The 20,140-nt window shown below is 52.5% G+C and carries 18 protein-coding genes; 7 read left to right on the forward strand and 11 right to left on the reverse strand.

From position 1 onward, the window contains the following. Window positions 1-17 precede the first annotated feature (17 nt). Both uvrD and E1H14_RS11700 read left to right on the forward strand, forming a co-directional pair. Complete coding sequence (uvrD, locus tag E1H14_RS11695; RefSeq protein ID WP_149391668.1) at window positions 18-2,234, forward strand: DNA helicase II; 2,217 nt, start codon at window positions 18-20, stop codon at window positions 2,232-2,234. Continuing rightward, window positions 2,234-2,989, forward strand: coding sequence for a sulfite exporter TauE/SafE family protein (locus E1H14_RS11700; RefSeq protein WP_200834098.1), 756 nt, complete (start codon window positions 2,234-2,236; stop codon window positions 2,987-2,989). Before uvrD ends, E1H14_RS11700 begins: the two co-directional genes overlap by 1 nt. Before the next feature lie 40 nt (window positions 2,990-3,029). Here the strand turns inward: E1H14_RS11700 and E1H14_RS11705 are convergent, their stop codons facing one another. The 3 genes from E1H14_RS11705 to modA are packed head-to-tail and all read right to left on the reverse strand — an operon-like array spanning window position 3,030 to window position 5,658. Then, a complete protein-coding gene (locus E1H14_RS11705) occupies window positions 3,030-4,226 on the reverse strand; it encodes an ABC transporter ATP-binding protein (protein ID WP_235017452.1) in 1,197 nt (398 codons plus the stop codon). 10 nt (window positions 4,227-4,236) lie between these two features. Then, complete coding sequence (gene modB, locus E1H14_RS11710) at window positions 4,237-4,905, reverse strand: molybdate ABC transporter permease subunit (protein WP_149391670.1); 669 nt, start codon at window positions 4,903-4,905, stop codon at window positions 4,237-4,239. Next, on the reverse strand, window positions 4,906-5,658 hold the full coding sequence (gene modA, locus E1H14_RS11715) for a molybdate ABC transporter substrate-binding protein (RefSeq protein WP_149391671.1): 753 nt from the start codon (window positions 5,656-5,658) through the stop codon (window positions 4,906-4,908). It lies immediately after the preceding gene. Window positions 5,659-5,789: 131 nt separating this feature from the next. Here modA and E1H14_RS11720 point away from each other — a divergent pair, with 131 nt between their 5' ends. The 5 genes from E1H14_RS11720 (at window position 5,790) to E1H14_RS11740 (ending at window position 11,680) form a co-directional block, all read left to right on the forward strand. Beyond that, window positions 5,790-7,418, forward strand: a complete 1,629-nt coding sequence (locus E1H14_RS11720) for a methyl-accepting chemotaxis protein (protein WP_149391672.1) — start codon at window positions 5,790-5,792, stop codon at window positions 7,416-7,418. Between the two features lie 71 nt (window positions 7,419-7,489). Then, window positions 7,490-9,124: a phosphotransferase gene (locus E1H14_RS11725; RefSeq protein WP_149391673.1), complete on the forward strand. Its 1,635-nt coding sequence runs from the start codon at window positions 7,490-7,492 to the stop codon at window positions 9,122-9,124. Beyond that, complete coding sequence (locus E1H14_RS11730) at window positions 9,117-10,013, forward strand: GAK system ATP-grasp enzyme (RefSeq protein ID WP_149391674.1); 897 nt, start codon at window positions 9,117-9,119, stop codon at window positions 10,011-10,013. Before E1H14_RS11725 ends, E1H14_RS11730 begins: the two co-directional genes overlap by 8 nt. Next, a complete protein-coding gene (locus tag E1H14_RS11735; RefSeq protein WP_149391675.1) occupies window positions 10,010-11,374 on the forward strand; it encodes a metallophosphoesterase family protein in 1,365 nt (454 codons plus the stop codon). The genes E1H14_RS11730 and E1H14_RS11735 overlap by 4 nt, the downstream gene beginning before the upstream one ends. A gap of 36 nt (window positions 11,375-11,410) precedes the next feature. Further along, window positions 11,411-11,680: an amphi-Trp domain-containing protein gene (locus E1H14_RS11740; protein WP_149391676.1), complete on the forward strand. Its 270-nt coding sequence runs from the start codon at window positions 11,411-11,413 to the stop codon at window positions 11,678-11,680. Window positions 11,681-11,700: 20 nt separating this feature from the next. Here the strand turns inward: E1H14_RS11740 and E1H14_RS11745 are convergent, their stop codons facing one another. The 8 genes from E1H14_RS11745 to pstC all read right to left on the reverse strand — a co-directional run bounded on the left by E1H14_RS11745 (window position 11,701) and on the right by pstC (window position 20,078). Then, entirely contained in the window at window positions 11,701-11,931 is a 231-nt protein-coding gene (locus E1H14_RS11745) for a thioredoxin family protein (protein WP_149391677.1), read from the reverse strand. Between the two features lie 33 nt (window positions 11,932-11,964). Continuing rightward, window positions 11,965-13,287, reverse strand: a complete 1,323-nt coding sequence (locus E1H14_RS11750; protein WP_235017453.1) for a permease — start codon at window positions 13,285-13,287, stop codon at window positions 11,965-11,967. A gap of 114 nt (window positions 13,288-13,401) precedes the next feature. After that, on the reverse strand, window positions 13,402-14,634 hold the full coding sequence (arsJ, locus tag E1H14_RS11755) for an organoarsenical effux MFS transporter ArsJ (protein WP_149391678.1): 1,233 nt from the start codon (window positions 14,632-14,634) through the stop codon (window positions 13,402-13,404). 2 nt (window positions 14,635-14,636) lie between these two features. Then, entirely contained in the window at window positions 14,637-15,650 is a 1,014-nt protein-coding gene (locus E1H14_RS11760) for an ArsJ-associated glyceraldehyde-3-phosphate dehydrogenase (protein WP_149391679.1), read from the reverse strand. A gap of 77 nt (window positions 15,651-15,727) precedes the next feature. Next, the gene (gene phoU / locus E1H14_RS11765; RefSeq protein WP_149391680.1) at window positions 15,728-16,447 is read right to left on the reverse strand and encodes a phosphate signaling complex protein PhoU; all 720 of its coding nucleotides are present in this window, start codon (window positions 16,445-16,447) and stop codon (window positions 15,728-15,730) included. A 20-nt stretch (window positions 16,448-16,467) separates the two neighbouring features. Continuing rightward, the gene (gene pstB / locus E1H14_RS11770) at window positions 16,468-17,214 is read right to left on the reverse strand and encodes a phosphate ABC transporter ATP-binding protein PstB (RefSeq protein WP_235017457.1); all 747 of its coding nucleotides are present in this window, start codon (window positions 17,212-17,214) and stop codon (window positions 16,468-16,470) included. A 95-nt stretch (window positions 17,215-17,309) separates the two neighbouring features. After that, window positions 17,310-18,689: a phosphate ABC transporter permease PstA gene (gene pstA / locus E1H14_RS11775; RefSeq protein WP_149391682.1), complete on the reverse strand. Its 1,380-nt coding sequence runs from the start codon at window positions 18,687-18,689 to the stop codon at window positions 17,310-17,312. A gap of 3 nt (window positions 18,690-18,692) precedes the next feature. Next, complete coding sequence (gene pstC / locus E1H14_RS11780) at window positions 18,693-20,078, reverse strand: phosphate ABC transporter permease subunit PstC (protein ID WP_149391683.1); 1,386 nt, start codon at window positions 20,076-20,078, stop codon at window positions 18,693-18,695. Between the last annotated feature and the right edge of the window lie 62 nt (window positions 20,079-20,140).

Below are 20,140 nucleotides of genomic sequence, written 5' to 3' on the forward strand. Positions count from 1 at the left end.
TCAAAGTTGAAAGGCTGATGGACGTTACTCACATCATAGATTCATTAAACGATGCACAGCGTCAGGCCGTCACTGCGCCGCTGGAAAACCTCCTGGTGTTGGCCGGTGCCGGCTCAGGTAAAACACGAGTACTCGTTCATCGCATCGCCTGGTTGATCGAAACCGAAGGACTCTCTCCCTACTCCATTCTCGCGGTCACCTTTACCAATAAAGCCGCACGCGAGATGCGTGGTCGCATTGAAGAGTTGCTGCGACTGAACACCCAAGGGATGTGGGTCGGTACCTTCCACGGCTTGGCTCACCGCTTATTACGCAGCCATTGGCAGGATGCGGGCCTGGTCGAGAACTTCCAAATTCTAGACAGCGATGACCAACTGCGCCTGATCAAACGCTTGTGCAAAGAGCTCAATTTGGACGATACCCGTTTCCCACCGCGCCAAATTCAATGGTTTATCAATGCGCAGAAGGATGAAGGCTTACGCAGCCGCCATCTTGAACGTACCGGCGATCCCTATGGTCGGACACTGATTGAGGTTTACAGTGCCTATGAAGAGGCCTGTGAGCGTGGCGGGATGATCGATTTTGGTGAGCTGCTGTTACGCTCCCTAGAGTTACTACGTGATCGTGCACCCGCCTTACTGAAGCATTATCGCGAACGTTTTCGTTATGTGTTAGTCGATGAGTTCCAAGACACCAACGCCATACAATACGCCTGGTTACGCCTTCTCTGTCAGGGTGATAAAAAACTCATGGCCGTCGGTGATGATGATCAATCCATCTATGGCTGGCGTGGCGCGCGTATCGAGAATATCCAAAATCTGGAACAGCATTTCCCTGGCACACAGACGGTGCGCCTAGAGCAAAACTACCGCTCCACACAACGAATTCTGAAAGCAGCCAATGCGGTGATTGAGAACAACTCCGGACGCTTAGGTAAAAATCTCTGGACCGATAGTCGTGAAGGTGAAGCCGTTTCGCTCTATAGCGCCTTCAACGAACAGGATGAAGCGCGCTTTATTGTCGATCAGATCAGCAAATGGCTAGACGAAGGCAATCGGCGTGATGAGTGTGCGCTCCTCTATCGCTCCAACGCCCAATCACGCGTATTGGAAGAAGCACTGATTCGTGTCGGGATGCCTTATCGCATTTACGGTGGCCAGCGCTTCTATGAACGCTTAGAAATCAAAAATGCCCTCTCCTATCTACGCCTGATGGCCAATCGTGACGATGACACCGCCATGGAACGCATCATCAATGTCCCCACACGCGGTATCGGGACTCGAACTCTAGAGATGATTCGTGAAAGAGCGCGTCAGGAAGGCATCTCCATGTGGCGTGCCGCCAACGAAATTACCGAATTAAAGCAGTTGCCCGCACGGGCCAGTAACGCGTTACAAGCCTTCCTCGATCTCATTAATCAGCTCAATAGCGAAAGTGAAGGCTTAGAGCTGCATGAGCAAACGGATCGTGCTATCCAACTCAGCGGCTTGATTGAACATCACGAAAAGGAAAAAGGTGAAAAAGCCCAATCTCGTCTGGAAAACTTAGATGAACTGGTCACCGCCGCACGTCAATTTGCGGGCCAATGGCAGGTCGAACAGGGCGAAGAAAGTGATGTATCGGTACTCTCGGCATTTCTTGATCAAGCTGCACTCGATGCTGGGGATACCCAAGCCGATGCGCATACCGACTCAGTACAGCTGATGACGCTGCATTCAGCCAAAGGCTTGGAGTTTCCGCTGGTGTTCCTCACCGGCATGGAAGAAGGGCTGTTCCCGCACAGCATGTCAGCCGAAGACCCGGTTCGATTGGAAGAGGAGCGCCGCCTCTGTTATGTCGGGATTACCCGTGCCATGCAGAAGCTCTATCTGACCTATGCCGAATCACGACGCTTGCATGGACAAGAAAAGAGCAATCGCCCCTCCCGTTTTGTGCGTGAGATTCCAGACGATCTACTTCAAGAAGTGCGCCTGAACGCGAGTGTACGCCGACCCTACTCCAGCACTCGGCCAGAAACCTCAAGCAGCCTGTTTAATAATCAAAGCAGCTTATCCCAGGCGGAAGTCCCTGGCTTAAATTTCCATCTCGGCCAGCGTGTGTTACATCCTAAATTTGGTGAGGGTCTGGTCGTAAACTATGAAGGCTCAGGCCCGAAAGCGCGCATTCAGGTCAACTTTGACCAGGAAGGCAGCAAATGGCTGGTTGCGGGATTTGCCCGTTTAGAGGCGCTTTAATGTTCAACCTTTTACCCCCTGATTTGGAACTCAGCATCAGTCTTTTACTGATTGCCTGTGCAGGGCTCACCTCGGCTATCACGGCCAGTGTCGGTGTCGGGGGCGGGGTTTTACTCTTAGCGGTGATGGCATTGGTTTTACCTCCAGCGGCCATCATTCCGGTACATGGCATGGTGCAACTCGGCTCTAATCTCAACCGCGCCCTGATGACCTTGCGGGATCTGGATCCCAAACTCCTCTGGGTTTTTGCACCCGGTGCTTTTTTAGGGGCCTGGCTCGGCAGCCTTTTTTTGGTGCAGCTGCCGATGGCTCTGCTACAGCTCATTATCGCTGTGTTTATCCTCTATCTCTGTTGGGGGCCCAAGCTGCCCGCCCTGGCGCTCGGCCAACGCGGTACCTTTATTGCGGCCTTGGTCACCAGTTTTATTAGTCTGTTTGCCGGTGCAACCGGGCCCTTAGTCGCGGCCTTCGTCAAACAGCGTTATCAGGGGGAAAAGTTCCGCACGGTCGCCAACTTTGCGGCCGCGATGAGCCTACAACACCTGCCCAAAGCCCTTGTTTTTGGGGCGGCAGGCTTTGTGTTTATCGACTGGCTAGGGTTAATGCTGTGGATGATTCTGGCCGGTGCGCTCGGTACCTGGCTGGGCTTAAAAGTGTTACGCCGTATGAGCCATCAAGGCTTTAACCTGGCCTTTAACCTTTTGCTCTCCCTCCTAGCCTTGCGCTTAATCTGGCAGGGTTTGACGGGGCTGTGATTGATCAAGCGGCCTAATAGAGTTCCTCTAACAAAATTGTTCAAACAGGCCGCTCGCCAGCGGTGATCTCTCGAGCATCCACGGTGTTTGCTGGCAAGAACAGATGCAAGCGTTGCGGATGCAAGGCCAGATGCAGCGTTTCACCCGGCTGCCAGGCCTCCTGCTCAAGGAAATTCTGCGATAGATAAAAACTCAAAGGCCAATCAGGTGCATGACAGGGCCTGACTCGTAAGCTGAGGTGTGGCCCTAATAACACCGACTCTTCGACGATGGCTGGAAATGCATTCAGCGCAGTGGCGGCGGCTGCGGCATCTCTAAACAGCTGAATACTGGCCGGAGGTGCTAACCACTGCAGCGCTTGCCCCGGCTGGAGTTGTGCTCGATGGAACTCTATCGCTGCCACGTGTTGTGTCGAGGTCAGCTGCCACTGCAAAGGTAAGCCTTGCCAATCCAGGTGAATCCTCTTTTCAGACAGATCCAACTGGCGAAGTTCACCGCGAAAAAGATTTTGCATCCCTAAAAGCTTAGCCACCTCGGGCGTTGCCGGTGCACGCATCAGACTCGAGGGTGAAGCCACTTGCAAAGCTTGGCCACGGTGCAAGACACAGATCTGATCCGCCAACTGCTGAGCCTCTTCCAGATCATGCGTGACCAGCAGAATCGGTAGCTGCAAAGAGTGGCGCAACTGTGCCAGTTCGCGGCGCAGTTTGTAGCGGGTTTGCTGATCAACGGCGGCAAAAGGCTCATCTAACAAAAGTAACTTCGGCTCCCCGACCAACGCGCGCGCCAAGGCAACACGCTGTTTTTGTCCGCCAGACAACTGTGCGGGCAAGCGCTCCTCCAAGCCTGAAAGTTTGACCCGAGCCAACATCTCACGTGCGGCCTGTTGACGCACTCTGAGCGGTTGTTGCAGCAACGCCATCTCAACATTTTGTTGCACAGTTAAATGCGGAAACAGAGCGTAGTGCTGAAACACCATACCGACTTGACGTTGCTGTGGTGAACGACGGATTGCACGCCTGCTATCGAGCCAGGTTTCACCTGCACAAGAAATCACCCCTTGAACCTCAGGATATAAACCCGCCAAAGCGCGCAGTAGCGTGGTTTTACCACTGCCCGAAGGCCCCACTAAAGCGAGAAGCTCACCCTGGGCACAGTCCAACTGCAGGTGTAAAGGGATGACACCCGAACTCGATAGAGAAAGATGTAAACCGGAACTCATGAGCGCCGCGTCCATCGTCAGCGCCTCATAACATCAAACGCCGAGCGCGCCGATTTTGCCACTGCATCCAGAGCAGGGCGCTAAACGCAAGTAGCAAAAGAAATAATGACATCTGTCCCGCTGCACTCATATTGAGGGCTTGTACCTCATCATAAATGGCGATCGATAGCGTGCGTGTTTCTCCTGCTAGGTTGCCGCCGACCATCAACACCACACCAAACTCTCCGAGTGTATGGGTAAAGGTCAACATCGTCGCACTCAACACGCCCGGCCAAATTAACGGCAGCTCAATACGCCAGAACAAGGACCAGGGCGCTAAACCACAGACACGTCCCGCATCATAAATATCGCGATCCAGTGCCTGATAGCTATTGCTGATCGGTTGCACCACAAATGGCAGATTCGCGACCAAGGAGACCAGGAGTAAAGCCTCGAAGCTAAAGGCCAAAGATCGGCCACTTAAACTTTGCCAGAGCATGCCCAAGGGTGCATCCGGCGCAATCGCTAGCAAGGCGTAATATCCGAGTACCGTTGGTGGCAACACTAGAGGCAGGAAAATTAAACTATGAACCCAAGCGGCAGCACGCGGGGGATACCAGGCTAACCAGCGGCCTAAAACCAAACCTAGTGGCAGTAGCAATACACTGGTCCAGAATGCCAGTTTTAAGGAGATACTTAAGGCTGACCAGTCCATTTACGGCACCCAATCAAAACCCTGAGCCTGAAAGATCGCTCGAGCTTCTTTGCTTTGTAAAAAATGATAAAACGCCCGAGCCGCGTCACCGGCGGAATGCATCAGTACCATGCGTTGATCCAGCAGACGATGCGACTCTGGCGGAATCCGCCAAACACTTGCCTCAGGAAAACGCTGTTGCACCAAAGGCCAAGCAAGAACACCCATTTCCAAGGCACCACTAAAAACAAACTGCACAGCCTGAGCAGCATTCTCACCGAGGACCGCAGAATTTAATAACACCTGCCCTTTGGGCTGAGTTAATAACCAGTCCTGAGCCGCTTGCCCATAAGGGGCATGGCGAGGATTGGCCAAGGCTAAACGCGGTCGCGAAGTCTTGGCTTGCCAAGCCGCCAAAGCCGCTTGCGCCGATTCAGCGTGCAGCGGCGAACGACTCACGAGGGCGAGGGTACCATAGGCATAGATATGGCCTTCATCTTGCGTCAGGCCTGCGGCTACTAAGGGTTCAACATACACACTGCTGGCCGACATAAACAGTTGAAAAGGTGCGCCCTGTCGCAACTGCGAGCTGAATACCCCGGAGGAACCCAAAGTCACTTGCGGCTCATACTGCGGATAGACTTGTTGAAAAGCCGCCACGAGATGCGGCATCGCCTGTTGCAGATCCGCCGCGGCCGCCACGCGAAAGCTTTCAGCCTGACTCGGGCTAGCAAAGCTTAGTATTCCTGTCAGGATCAGTAGGTATAACCGCATCTTGGCCTCTTAATCACATAAAAAACTCAGTTCGTCAGTTGAGATCTCAGAGCAAAAGCCTCAGCCCTGTCACAGAAACGTCATCTTGACTCAAGATAATCTCCTTTTTGATCAACCCTGAGGACTCAGCCATGCTTTCGAGTTTTAAAATTTCCACCCGTATTTGGTTACTGGGTGGCCTACCTTTACTGAGTTTATTGCTGATCCTCATCATCTCTTTTCAAATGGCCGCTAAAAAAGATGCACTGTTTAACCGACTCTATCATGAACACCTTCAGGTGATGGATGATATTCTCAGCAGCCAACGCCTGATGCAACAAACCGCGCTGGATGCTATGCGTCGCTATCGCACCGGCTGGAGCAATCAGGCCGACACCCAAGCGGAGGTGGCTCAGTTGCTGGAGCAGGCCAAACACCACTGGCATACCTATCAACAACAACGTGCGGATGAGGTTGATGAGCTGAACCAGTCACTGGATCTGGCCATGCAAAAAGCCGAGAAACTCTATCTCGACTGGTTACAGCCCGTGGGTAGTGATGCGCTGGCGGTCAAAATTTTGAATGAATCCTCGTTCAATGCCGACATAGAAGCCGTTCTGAAACCTTTAAATCAGCAGCTCAACCAGTTAATTCGTGTACAGATTCAAGCCGCCGATGAGGTCAAACTCGCCGCCGAAAACCTGACGGCCAAAACTCTGACTTTCGGCGGCGCCTTGGCTTTGGCTCTGATTCTTTTTTCCAGCCTGTGGATGTTTTGGGTGCATGCTTCAATTACCGGTCCCTTGCTGCGCCTACGCCAGCACCTGCTCCAGGTTGCCGACTCGGCAGATCTTCGTGGTCGTACCCAGATCCAAGGGCAAGACGAAGTGGCCGATGCTGCACAAGCTTTGGATCAAATGCTTGAACACTTCCAACTCTTGATTGCCGAGATGTCACAGGCTGGACAGCCGTTACAACAGCACGCCACGGATATGCAAACGATGAGCTCCGATCTACGTGCGCGTGTACAACGCCAAGGCCAAGATGCCAGCGCAATGGCGCGCTCCATGCAGGAGATGAACAGCGCCATCCATGAAGTGGCCGAGCAAACGCATGCCGCCGTGCTCAGCAGCCAAGCTGCCTGGGATCTCAGTCAAGAAGGTGCCACTCGTGTGACCGAGGCACGCCGCCAAATGACCCAGCTGGCGGTGGATATGGATGCTGCCTCCGCCGTTATTCGCACGCTGCATCTGGAATCGAGCAAAATTTCTCAGGTGCTGAGCGTAATTCAAACGATTGCCGAGCAAACCAACCTCCTAGCATTGAATGCGGCCATTGAAGCGGCACGTGCTGGTGAAGCGGGACGAGGATTCGCCGTGGTCGCAGATGAAGTCCGCAGTCTGTCGGCCAGCACCGCTTCGGCTACCGACTCGATTCGCAGTATTGTTGAAAGCCTTCAAGGACAAGCCGATATCGCCGTCTCCGCAATGGAAAGCGCCAGACAGCGAGCACAAGAGGGTGTGGTCATGGCCGAAAGATCTGATCAAGCCTTACAAGCAATACGCCACTCTGTGGATCAAATCACTCAGTCCAGCAGCTTAATCTCGGCAGCCACCGAAGAGCAACGCACCGTTGCCAGCCATACCCTAGAAGGTTTGCAACAACTTCAAGGGGATATCAGCGCGCTCGATCGTGATGCGCAACACTCTGCTGATATCAGCCAAGCGCTGTCACAACTGGCCAATCACCTACGCAGCAAAATCCAGCACTTCCGCGTATAGTAAGGAGTCTATTGATTGCACAGAATAGGTGATCCTTGTGCAAAGTTTATGAAGGGCTTAGGGAGACGCGGATGAATCTGATGCTGCCGAGCGAGGTACACACCCAGCTCGTGTTTCTGCTGGCGGAAGTACGCACCCAGGTACAGACGCTGAAAACCCTGTTCAAAAACCCATCCAATACCCTGGCACGCTCACTGCTGGCACGTAGTGGCCATACCTATAATTTACGGCAGAGAGTGCATGCACGTTGTATTAAAGCGTTTCAGCATCAGGATCGCCTGCATGCTCAATCTCTGAAAGCCGCCGGGGATATCGCTGACGAACTGGAGCGTATTGCCGCCCTTTGTCGTGATGCGGCACGTGATCTGCCACAAATCCAGCAACGCCGAATTCTCGAAGAGCATAAGTATCTAAAACGTTTTAACCAGATTGATGCCGCTCTGGCGCTGTTGGAACGCATACTTGAACACGCGGATACACGTGAAGCTTTACAACTGAGCCAAACCCAACAAAAGCTGGCGCGCTTCTATCGCCGCAGCCGCCGCGCACATCTGAAAGCCCTGAAGCACAGTGATCAAACAGAATCTCTGATCACCAGCCTCTTCCTTGCGCGTCATCTGTTAGAGATGGGGAATGCCTTGGTGAACATCAGTGAAGCCTTGATTGGTGTGATGCTCGGCCAAACCATGAACCTTGAGCAATTCTTGTCCTTGAAAGCGATGGTGGGGAATCTTGGGCTGGATAAGGAGTTAGATGCCCTCTCCTTATCACAGATTGCTGAAACTCGCTCAGGTAGCGCCATCTCAGCACTCAGCCATGAACCGGGTAGCGATGCGTTTATCGGGGTGTTGAAAGAGGGCGAATTGCGCAAGGTACAAGAGGAGCGCCGTGGTCTAGAGCGCTGGAATGCCATTTTTCCAGGTATCGCTCCGCAAATCCTGTCACAACATAACCAAGGACAATCCGGCGCACTGATCATTGAGCATCTGCCGGGTTATACCCTGGAGCAGCTGCTTGTTTCTGGCCCAAACACGACGCGCGAAGCCGCGATCACTCGTTTAATTGAGATCTTGCCACAGCTCTGGCTGAAAACACGCAAGAACCAGAAGGTCAACGCTGAATACCTGCAACAGTTAAAACGGCGTTTACCCGGTATTCTGAATGTGCATCCGGAGTTTGATTACGGCCATACTCGTATTGGTGATCTGGAACGCTTAGCGTTTCGCGCGCTGCTCAGCCGGGTGGAATTGATCGAAACCAAGTTAAATGCGCCCTTTAGTGTGTATATTCACGGTGACTTTAACCTGGATAATATCCTCTTTGATGATGAGCAGCAGAAAATCAAATTTATTGATCTGCACCGCTCACGCGCGTCCGATTATGTTCAAGATGTTTCCGTGTTTATGGTGTCCTGTTTACGTCTACCGCTGTTTGACTCGGAATCGCGCCAGCGTCTGGAGCAGACGGCTCTACAACTTTTTCTGTGTGCTCAGCAATTTGCCGACTCCCAAGAAGATGGACTATTTGCCGCACGGATGACGCTCGCCTTAGCTCGCAGCCTGATCACCTCCACCCGCTTTATTCTGGATGAATCCCACGCCCGAGGCTTGTTTGAGCGCGGAGTTTATCTACTGGAACATCTGGTGCACTCAGATCCTTTTAGCGACCACTATGAACTGCCCATTAAGGAGCTTTTACATGCCTAAAGCACGGATTGCAGTGATTGGAATGGCCGGCAAATGGTCAACTGAGATTCTTGCGGATGCTCTGGAAGCACGTAGCGGTTATCGTCAAATCATTCACCCTAATCGTCTACATCTGGATATACCGAATCAGCAACTGATAGCAGATGATCTCAATCTGTGTGAGCTGGATGGCTTAATTATCAAAAAAATCGGCCAGGACTCAGGTTCTCTGGCCTTACAGCGTCTGGAGTTATTACGTGTTGCTGAAGCACAAGGTGTACGCATTTTTAGCTCACCTCACGCGCTGTTACGTCTGCTGGATCGTTTAACCTGTACCGTCACCTTACAGACTGCCGGTTTACCTCTGCCTCCCACCTGCGTCACTGAGAGTCTCGAAGAAGCCTTAGCCTGTATTGCGCGCTGGGGAGAGGTGATTTTAAAGCCTCTGTTTTCGACCAAGGCGCGTGGCATGTTGCTGCTCAGCCAAGCGCAGAGTGAAGCCGCGCTGCGTCTAGAGTTAAAAAAATTCCAAAGCCGCAATCCCATGCTCTATGTACAGAAGCGCCTGCAACTGCCGGGAGAAGACCTCGGGCTGGTCTTTTTACAAGGGCGTTATCTCGGTGCTTATGCGCGCATTGCGGGCGCTAACACCTGGAATACCACCATCCACAGCGGTGGGCACTATGCTAAACGCGACCTCCCGCAAGAGGTGATCGATATCGCCGAGCGCGCCCAGGCGGCCTTTAATCTGGATTTTGCAACCGTGGATATTGCGCTCACCTCTGAAGGCCCGGTGATCTTTGAAGTCTCCACCCTAGGCGGTTTTAAAGGGGCACAAAGTGGCATAGGCCTGGATATTGCCGGTCTCTACGCAGAATCGGCCTTAAGCAGCCTAATGGGGCCAGGATGAAGCGTTTTTATCGGCCGGGTCCACTCGATCTAAGCTCGCCTCCTGTGTATCCCACCTCCCCCTGGCAAGCACAGCGTTTACCGCGCACCTTCCAGCCCTGGATTCATCACGATGCCCAGAGCTGGTATCTCAGTGATACTCCGTCTGTGGATAAGTTGCACGCCTGCCTGACACGCTTAGGGCAGACCCAGGCCTGGTTCTGGCCGGAAAAACCGATTTTGTTTTTGACCGATCTTCACGCCGATGCACAAGCATTTTTAGCCTCACTCGAAGCCTGTGCTTGGATTCAGCGTTTTGGCCCAGGCCCAGAGGAGTTTCATCTGGCACAGCCGCGAGATGCTGCACGCTTGATCCTAGGCGGAGATTGTTTGGATAAAGGCCCCGATAATCTGGCGTTGTTACGTGTGATTCGCCGCCTGCGTGATCTCGGAACGGATCTTACGCTGCTGGCCGGCAACCACGATCTGCGTTTACTTCTGGCGATGCGTTCGATTGGTGCCACCGACTGCCCACGCAACGGACATTTTTTTGTGCGTTTAGGCAGTAAGGCAATTCCTTTTTTCCGACAACTCCTCGATACCTATCCTGAGTTACGTCCAACGCATCTACCCTCAGCTGATCTTTGCCGTGCTGCGCTTTTACCCGCCCCAGACTGGCCGGAACGCTTTGCCGAAGCCGCAGCGGGACGCCTCACCCCAGAACAGATCAAACGCGAACTGCAGCGTTTAGCCAAACGGGTGAATGCCTTTAGCCAGCGCTGCCAAGTCGAAGGGCTCAACTGGCAGGACATCTATGCTGCCACGCGCATCTGGCAACAACTCTTCCTGCAGGCCGAGGGCGAATTTGCCTGGTTTTACCCCAGCCTGCAGCTACTGGAACCTAGCGCTAGCCTCCTGTTTATCCATGCCGGTTGTGATGACTCCAGTGCGTTAGAGCTGGCCGAACGGGGAGCAGAAGTCCTAAATCAACGTTTTCGAGCGGCACTGCTTGAAGAGCCTTTTCAGCTTTATTTCAGTAGCCTGGGAAATATGGTACGCACCAAATACCGGCCTCAAGATGGCCACCTTAGCCAGATCGGGCGTGATGCGCTGGAGCGTGCCGGCATTCTGGCCCTGGTGCATGGCCATCGTAATCTCCACCTAGGCCAGCGCATTACGCTCCGTGCTGGCGTGCTCAATGTGGAGTGTGATGCCAGTCTTAATTTAGCGACTCGTAGCCAGGAAGGACTCGAGGGTGAAGGCTGCGCTGTCACAATAATTCACCCTGAGGGGTGTATACTGGGACTCAGTAATGACTACCCGAGCATCCGGGTTTTCCGCCCAGAACAGATGGCGGCCCTAATTCAACGCTTGAATTTGTAAGTCTTTAATTCGTCTCCCGGACCATAGGATAGGCACATGGCCAAAAAGAAATCTTTTCGTCATCAATCTCTACAAGAAACCGCTCAAGTGCGCGCCCTGTTGCAAGCGCTGATTGATGGTTTAGATAAGGGACAGATACGTTTAGAGGATGAGCAGGGCAAGATTCGGCTCAAACCCAACGGCTTACTGAATTTAAGTATCGCCGCCGAGAAAGAGTGTGGGATCAGCAAGCTGGGGTTAAAAATCAGCTGGCGCGATGAGGATTCGGAAAAAGCCTCTAAACCTGAATCCCTGAAAATAGACTGAACTTAAACCAGCCGTTTTACTTAAACCAGCAGTTTTTTGATCGCGGCTACGCTGGCGATACTGCCCTCAATCACAACTTCATCATTCAGTGCTAAAGCCGGTGTGCGCAATACACCGGCATCGATAATCGCATTCGTATCCGTGATTTTCTCCAGCTCAAACGCCAACCCCAGCTCTTCAGCAGCTTGTTGCGCATATTCGGTGAGTTTTTCACACTTAGAACAGCCTTTTCCATAAATTGTAAATTTCATCATTCCATCCTCCGCACCAACCTCTATTCATCTTTACGACCAAAAATAACCGTAGACAAATCCCGTTAAGGTCGCCATGACCACAACCAAGAAGCAGTAGACTAAGGTTTTCTCAGTTCCCAGAATACTTCGGATCACTAACATATTGGGCAAAGACAGCGCAGGGCCTGCCAGTAGCAGTGCCAGAGCCGGCCCTTTACCCATACCCGCCCCCATTAAAGCTTCCACAATCGGCACTTCGGTCAGAGTTGAGAAATACATCATCGCCCCTAATAAGGCGGCGATGAAGGTTGAAACCAGACTGTTGTCACCAACGGCGGCAGCCACCCACTGTGAAGGGATCATACCTTCGTGCCCTGGCCGACCCAGCGCAAAACCGGCCACAAAAACACCTGCCAAGAGCAGCGGCAAAATCTGTTTGGCAAAATCCCAACTTTGCGCCGCCCACTCCCGATCGGCCTCCCGCAGTGCCGAGATCAACATCAGACCGGCAATCCCAAGCGCAAAAGGTAATTCAGGCAGGCCAGGCCAAATCCAAGCGGTCAGAACCAGCACAAGCGCCAGTCCGAATAGGGGTTGTACTGGCCAATGCCAGCGCCAGACCAACAAGACCAGCAGTCCTAAACTGAGCATTGCCGTGATGGGCCATTTCCAAGCATAGACTTGCATCCAAGCCTCGTTATCTACCGAGGCCCAGTTGGCAAAGACCAAAATACCGATCATCAGTGCGAAAAAAATGACGATAACGCCCAAAGGCTGTTCACTCTCGGCAGAATCGAAGCCACGGGTATTTTTAATCAAGCGTTGTGCTTCTTCCTTGTGATAGATCCAATGCATCAAGGTACCAATCACCAGCGCAAACAGTATGGCACCGACCGCACGTGCGATCCCTATTTCGGCACCCAGAATCTTGGCCGTCACCACCACCGCCATCACATTAATTGCGGGGCCAGAATAGAGAAAGGCGATCGCAGCCCCTAGGCCTGCGCCTCGCTTATAGATTCCACCGAAGAGCGGCAACACCGTACAGGAGCAGACTGCCAGTAAAGTGCCGGATACCGATGCGACACTAAAGGCCACCGGCTTGGACGCATTGGGCCCCAAATAGCGCATGACGGCACCCTGGCTGATATACACCGCCATCGCGCCTGCGATTAAGAAAGCCGGTAATAAGCAGAGAATGACATGCTCACGGGCATACCAATTTGTTAAACGCACCGCTTCGAGTAATGCTTTGTCAAAGCGTTCTGTCCCGACTGGTAGAAAATAAATCAGGAGAAAGGCGCACAACATCCCCAGCATCAAATGACTTTGCTGAGGATGTTCGCGGTAAAGCTGACGCAGTAGAAGCCACACAGACACCTCCTTTTTGAGATTTTCTGTGATTAAGCGGGCTTGAAAATATCTGCTTTCAGCATAGCTTATATCCGAGTGTCTGCAGGCCAACCACACCGTACGACCTGATCAAGATCAGGAAATCACCTTTTTAACGCCGGGCAAGCCCAAAGAAATCACGACAGTTACAGCCAGCATCAGCCCTGAAATCAACAAACAGGCCTGTAAACCACTTGTGCCCTGGCCCGCCAACTGAAACACCCAACCGGACAGAAGTGTACCAATTAAGCGTCCCATCGCATTTGCCATGTAATAAAAACCAACATCCAGGGAGACACCATCTTGTCCGGCATAACTGACAATCAAGTAGCTGTGTAAAGAGGAGTTAATCGCAAACAACGCACCAAAGAGCAGCAATCCGAGGATAAGCACCCAGGCGGGGTGCCAATCTAACCAAAGTGCCCCTGCAATCAGCAGCGGAACCGAGGTCAGAATCGCGGCCCAGATTAAGGCGATACGCCCATCCGGTGTGCGCCCCGAGGCCTTACCGGTGAGTAAGGGCGCCAGCGCTTGCACTAGGCCATAGGCTATCACCCAAAGCGCCAAAAAACCGCCCGTTTGCCAGTGATCCCACCCTAGGGTTTGCGATAAAAACACCGGCAATGCCACCACAAACCAGACATCACGTGCTCCAAACAGGAACATCCGTGCGGCGGACAAAAAGTTGATCGCACGGCTTTTCGAGAAGATATCGCGAAATTTGGGTTTATGCTTGGCTTTGCCCAGATCCTTTTTCAGCAACACAAGGCTGAGTAACCAAACAAGCGCCAAAGCAATTGCCATGGCGGCCACCGCCCCCGTGAACCCCAGTGCCATCAAGAGTGCACCACCGAGAAAAAAGCCCACACCTTTCAGCGCATTCTTTGAACCCGTAAGCAGGGCAACCCATTTATAGAGTGTGCCCTGAGCCTCGGCTGGCACCAGTAGCTTGATCGAGCTTTTGGCGCTCATCTTATTTAGATCTTTGGCAATCCCCGATAAGGCTTGTGCCGCCATCACCCAAGGAACGGTCAGCATAGCGCTGGGTACCAGCAGCATCGACAGCGCCAACACCTGCAACACCAAGCCGATATTCATGGTCAGATTCAAGCCCAAACGTGCGCCCAGCCAACCTCCGACCAGATTGGTGATCACGCCAAAGATCTCATAGAAAAGAAACAGCAGCGCGATCTCCAGGGGTGAATAACCCAAGCTGTGGAAGTGCAACACCACTAACATCCGTAGCGCACCGTCGGTCAAAGTGAAAGACCAATAATTGCTCGTGACGATCAAGTATTGACGTATTTCCGGTGACAGCTGGGCCAACATGCTTAGTGCTCCTGATCTAAACGCGCCAGTTTTAAGCCAAGTTCAGCCATGCGCATGGAGTAACCCCACTCATTGTCGTACCAGGCATAGATTTTGACCTGGGTTTGGTTGACCACCAGCGTCGACAGGGCATCAACAATACTGGAGCGCGAATCACCACGGTAATCCACCGACACCAGCGGGCGCTCTTCATAACCCAGAATCCCTTGGAGTTCGCCCTCTGCGGCTTCTTTTAACAAAGCATTCACCGTTTCGGCATCGGTTGGGGTTTTCACTTCAAACACACAATCGGTGAGTGAGGCGTTCGCCAGAGGAACACGCACCGCATGACCATTGATGCGTCCAGCCAACTCAGGGAAGATTTCGATAATCGCTTTTGCAGAACCGGTCGTGGTCGGAATCAAGCTCATGCCACAGGCGCGGGCACGGCGCAGATCCTTATGCGGCGCATCCAGAATCGTTTGTGTATTGGTCAAATCATGGATGGTGGTCATGCTTGCATGCTGAATGCCGAGCTTTTCGTGGATCACCTTGACCACCGGTGCCAAACAGTTGGTGGTACAGGAGGCGGCGGTCACGATTCGATGTTGCGCCGGATCATAAAGATGATCATTCACCCCCATTACGATATTCAGAATGCCGGCTTCTTTAATCGGGGCAGACACCACCACACGCTGCACCCCCTGATCCAGATAGGCTTGCAAACGCTCGCGGGTTTTCATCTTACCGGAGCACTCAAACACCAGATCACAATTCGACCAATCCGTTGCCACGATCTCTTTTTCGTGGCTGACACGAATGCGACGGCCTGCAATCAGGATGGCATCCGCTTCGGCCTGAGCCTCTTCACTCCAACGTCCGTGTACGGAGTCAAAATTGAGAAGATGGGCAAGGCTGGCAGCATCGGCGGCCGGATCGTTGATCTGAACAAACTCAATCTCCGGCCAGTGCCAAGCAGCACGTAACACCAAGCGGCCGATACGGCCAAAACCATTAATACCCACTTTGATAGTCATAGGTCACCTCAGCAAACATATATGAAATTCATTATATGGTAGTTTAGCGACCTAAGATGACAAGTCTATGACAAAGTTTAGCGGCCCTGCACGATCGCCTCGATCTGTGCATCATCGATATGCCGCACATCACGCCCTTTTACAAAGTAGATGGTGTATTCACACACATTACGCGCATGATCTCCAATCCGCTCAATCGCGCGTCCAACCCAAGTCATCTCAACAATGCGGGTAATGTTGCGCGGATCTTCCATCATATAAGTCATGTTCTGGCGCAGAATCGACTCATAATCACTGTCAATCGCCTTGTCTTGTAAAGCGACCTGCAAAGCTTCCTGAGCATCATGGTTACGAAACGCAGTCATGGCATCCTGCAACATACGCACTACACGTGTGCCCATCATTTCAAACTCAGGGAAAGCACGATCCGCTTCAGCACCCGCTTCCGCCGCTTTAATGGCGCTGCGCGCGATACGTTTTGCCTGATCACCGATGCGCTCGAGATCCTTGATGGTTTTGATCGCAGCGATCACGGCTCGCAGATCACCTGCTGTGGGCTGACGACGCACCAACACCTGAACACAATGCTCATCGATTTTGACTTCGAGGTGATTCACCTCATCGTCCTTGCTGATCACCGCTCGCGCCATGTCCGCATCGGTGTGGATAAAGGCATAGATCGCCTTTTCCACCTGATGTGTCACCAGGCTGCCCATATCCAGCACTTTATTCACGATTTCATTCATATCGGCATCAAATGCCTGCGAAGTGTGCCCATCCACACGGGAAGTATTCATAGTCTCTGCCCTATTTATTTTTAACCGAAGCGCCCAGTGATGTAGTCTTCTGTGCGGGTATCCTGAGGGTTAGTAAAGATTTCACGCGTTGCACTCAACTCAACCAAATTGCCGAGATGGAAAAAGGCGGTACGATCGGAAACACGTGCGGCCTGCTGCATGTTGTGCGTGACGATGGCGATGGTGTAGCTACCTTTTAACTCGTCGATTAACTCTTCGATGATGGTGGTCGCAATCGGATCCAGTGCGGAGCAAGGCTCATCCATCAAAATCACTTCTGGGCTGACCGCAATCGCACGTGCAATACACAAACGCTGCTGCTGACCACCGGAAAGGCCCGTACCCGGTGCATCCAAGCGATCCTTCACTTCATTCCATAAGCCTGCACGACGCAAGCTCGACTCAACAATCTCTTCGAGATCGGTTTTGTTGTCGACCAAACCATGCAGGCGTGGGCCATAGGCGATATTCTCAAAGATCGATTTTGGGAAGGGGTTCGGTTTCTGGAACACCATGCCCACCTGAGCACGCAACTGCACAACATCCAGAGAAGGATCGTAAATATCTTGATCATCCAGCGTGACTTTCCCAGTGACGCGTGCGCTGTCGATGGTGTCATTCATACGATTCAAACAGCGCAAGAAGGTCGATTTACCACAACCGGAAGGACCGATAAACGCCACCACCTCATTCTCATAGATATCCATATTGATACCATGCAGAGCTTCGCTGGCGCCGTAAAACACCTTGACGTCGCGCGCGCTCATTTTGATATTGCCCTGAGGTAAGGCCTGGCTGTCTGCGCTTTCTGGCAGAGTGACTTTTAAAGTATTCATAGAAGGCTGTCCCATATTCATTTCGCTCACCAACGGGTTTCAAATTTCTTGCGCAACCAGATGGCCAGCGCGTTCAACGTAATCATCAACGCCAGCAGCACGATGATCGCTGCCGAGGTACGCGCTTCGAAGAAATTACGCAGTTCATTGCCCTGCCACAGATAGATCTGTACCGGCAGCGCGGTGGATTGTTCAAAAGGCGTGGCCGGTACACTCGCCACAAAAGAGCTCATACCAATCAACAACAAAGGCGCGGTTTCACCTAAAGCCTGAGCCACCCCCAGAATCGCACCGGTGAGAATGCCCGGAATCGCCAGAGGTAAAACATGGTGAAACACAGATTGCACCTTCGAAGCCCCTATGCCCAAAGCCGCCTGGCGGATCGAGGGTGGAATCGCTTTTAAGGTGGAGCGTGTGGCAATAATCACGGTCGGCAGTGTCATTAAGGACAAAACCAAACCGCCGACAAGTGGAGCCGACAGCGGCATTTTGAACCAGAGAATAAAGACCGAAGCCCCCAGCAGACCAAACACGATTGAAGGCACCGCCGCGAGGTTGTTGATATTGACCTCGATCAGATCGGTCAGCTTATTCTTCGGCGCAAACTCCTCAAGATAGATGGCGGAAGCCACACCCACAGGCACCGCCAGGAACATCACGATCAACATCATCATAAGTGAGCCCATAAACGCACCCGCCAAACCCGCAGACGCCAAGGAGCTGCGTGAATCTGGATTCATAAAGAGCGCGGTACTGAACTTACTCTTGATTACTCCGCGCGCTTGCAACTCATCGACCCAAGCTCGCGTACGGGCACTCAACTGCTGCTGTGCATCCGGCAAATTACGATCGATATTGCCTTTCATCCAAACATCAACGTTGGCATCGGCGAGCAGATCCAAGGTGAGCGTTTGACCGATAATGCTTGGATCTTTTTCTACCAGACCACGCAGCGCAAAGCGCTCACCGCTGGTCACCAAACGCAAGGCATCGCGTTGATACTCAGGCGCTTCTGGGATTTCGCGCGCTAAGGAATCGAGGATAATACGATTAAAGTTCACAAAACCCAGCTGAGTTTGCCAAGCCAGGTAACGCTGCTGAAACGCACCTTCGCTTTCATCACTGCGCTTCTCCGGTTTTGGATCAATACGAATCACCTCCGGATCAAAATACACCTGCAGTGTCAGCGTCGCTTGCCAGAAAGCCGGTAAGCCTTTCGACAAGATGGTGAAAAACAGCAGGGTGACAAAGGCTAAGGCCGTCACCACTGCCGCCATTCCCATGCCTTTAAAACGTTTTTCCTGAGCATGGCGACGCTTCAAAGACGCTTTCACACGTTGCTGCATGCGATCACGCTTTTGCGCCAAATCCAACTGATCTTCCGGCATCATGTTTGTTGTCTTCATAACTTACTCGTACTGTTCACGATATTTACGGACGATCACCAAAGCGACCACATTCAGCAACAAGGTGATGACAAACAGCGTCAAACCTAAAGCAAAGGCCACTAGAGACTGCGGACTCGCAAAATCGAGATCGCCGGTCAGCTGATTGACGATGGTTACTGTCATGGTGGAGACCGCTTCAAAGGGATTAGCGGTTAACACCGGGCTGTTGCCCGCCGCCAAGACCACAATCATGGTTTCCCCAATAGCACGACTGGCCGCCAGGAGGATGGCACCGACGATACCCGGCAAAGCTGCCGGTAATACCACCTTGCGGATGGTTTCAGATTTGGTAGCGCCCAATCCCAAAGAGCCATCACGCAGAGACTTAGGCACCTGAGTGATAATGTCGTCAGACAAAGAGGAGATAAACGGGATGATCATAATCCCCATCACCAAACCGGCGGTGATGGCTGAGGTGGCACGAATCTCTAAACCCAGGCTAGCACCAAAGTTGGCCAGGAAAGGCCCCACTGTGATCAAGGCGAAAAAGCCATAAACGATGGTCGGAATACCGGCCAGCACTTCAATGATCGGTTTCGCCACCGCACGTACACGATCCGAAGCGTATTCAGATAGAAAAATAGCTGCCATCAAACCCACGGGTACCGCTACTGCCAGAGCGATTAAAGCGATCATCATCGTACCCCAAAGCAAGGGCAACATACCGAAGCCTGTCTGGCCATCTGTACCGACTGTGGAGAAACGTGGATTCCAGGTGGTGCCAAAGAAGAAATCCATAGGGCTAACAAACGAGAAGAAGCGCATGGCTTCACCGATCATCGAGAGCACGATGCCGATCGTGGTCAAAATAGCCACCGCCGAACAGGCGACCAACAAAACGCGTACGGCTTGCTCAACTTGATTGCGCGCACGTAATAAAGGATGGATACGTTTACGGGTCCAGACCAACGCAGTCGCGGCAACAGACGCCATTAAAGCGATCATCAACATCTGGCTGATGCTACGAAGTTCAGCCATGTAACGTGCGGCGTTGAGTTCATAAGCAGCCGCTTCTTCGATCAAACCAAAACCACCGGAAAGGTTATGAATGCGGCGCAATAGAATTCGGACATCATTTTCGGTTGCTGGCATCATTTCAGGCGGCAACTGTGCCAGCACCATAGATTCGATGATGCCTGGTTGAAAAAGGCTCCAAACAGCAAAGATCAAAGCAGCAGGCACGCCCACCCAAAGGGCAACTAACATCGCATGATAGGTCGGACGCGAATGCATCTTTACGCCTGTTCCCGAGGTCGTCGCGGCCACTCCTTTACTGCGAACTAAGCCCAACTGATAAGCAATCGCCATCAGCCCTAGCAATAGTGTGATCAGCAGCATGTTACTCATATTCGCTCCAGCGTATATCTTGCAGATAAGCAAAAACCGGGGATGCGCTTGCAGAGCCCCGG

This window comes from Nitrincola tapanii (genome assembly GCF_008368715.1).
GTDB classification, from domain to species: domain Bacteria; phylum Pseudomonadota; class Gammaproteobacteria; order Pseudomonadales; family Balneatricaceae; genus Nitrincola; species Nitrincola tapanii.

Bases quoted from the DNA above. Each gene is read 5' to 3' on its own strand.
- E1H14_RS11730 (WP_149391674.1), top strand. From the start codon at position 9,117: ATGCCTAAAGCACGGATTGCAGTGATTGGAATGGCCGGCAAATGGTCA.
- E1H14_RS11760 (WP_149391679.1), bottom strand. From the start codon at position 15,650: ATGACTATCAAAGTGGGTATTAATGGTTTTGGCCGTATCGGCCGCTTG.
- E1H14_RS11700 (WP_200834098.1), top strand. From the start codon at position 2,234: ATGTTCAACCTTTTACCCCCTGATTTGGAACTCAGCATCAGTCTTTTA.
- arsJ (WP_149391678.1), bottom strand. From the start codon at position 14,634: ATGTTGGCCCAGCTGTCACCGGAAATACGTCAATACTTGATCGTCACG.
- pstA (WP_149391682.1), bottom strand. From the start codon at position 18,689: ATGAAGACAACAAACATGATGCCGGAAGATCAGTTGGATTTGGCGCAA.
- E1H14_RS11725 (WP_149391673.1), top strand. From the start codon at position 7,490: ATGAATCTGATGCTGCCGAGCGAGGTACACACCCAGCTCGTGTTTCTG.
- modB (WP_149391670.1), bottom strand. From the start codon at position 4,905: ATGGACTGGTCAGCCTTAAGTATCTCCTTAAAACTGGCATTCTGGACC.
- uvrD (WP_149391668.1), top strand. From the start codon at position 18: ATGGACGTTACTCACATCATAGATTCATTAAACGATGCACAGCGTCAG.
- pstB (WP_235017457.1), bottom strand. From the start codon at position 17,214: ATGAGCGCGCGCGACGTCAAGGTGTTTTACGGCGCCAGCGAAGCTCTG.
- E1H14_RS11740 (WP_149391676.1), top strand. From the start codon at position 11,411: ATGGCCAAAAAGAAATCTTTTCGTCATCAATCTCTACAAGAAACCGCT.
- E1H14_RS11720 (WP_149391672.1), top strand. From the start codon at position 5,790: ATGCTTTCGAGTTTTAAAATTTCCACCCGTATTTGGTTACTGGGTGGC.
- E1H14_RS11745 (WP_149391677.1), bottom strand. From the start codon at position 11,931: ATGAAATTTACAATTTATGGAAAAGGCTGTTCTAAGTGTGAAAAACTC.
- pstC (WP_149391683.1), bottom strand. From the start codon at position 20,078: ATGAGTAACATGCTGCTGATCACACTATTGCTAGGGCTGATGGCGATT.
- E1H14_RS11735 (WP_149391675.1), top strand. From the start codon at position 10,010: ATGAAGCGTTTTTATCGGCCGGGTCCACTCGATCTAAGCTCGCCTCCT.
- modA (WP_149391671.1), bottom strand. From the start codon at position 5,658: ATGCGGTTATACCTACTGATCCTGACAGGAATACTAAGCTTTGCTAGC.
- E1H14_RS11705 (WP_235017452.1), bottom strand. From the start codon at position 4,226: ATGGACGCGGCGCTCATGAGTTCCGGTTTACATCTTTCTCTATCGAGT.
- phoU (WP_149391680.1), bottom strand. From the start codon at position 16,447: ATGAATACTTCCCGTGTGGATGGGCACACTTCGCAGGCATTTGATGCC.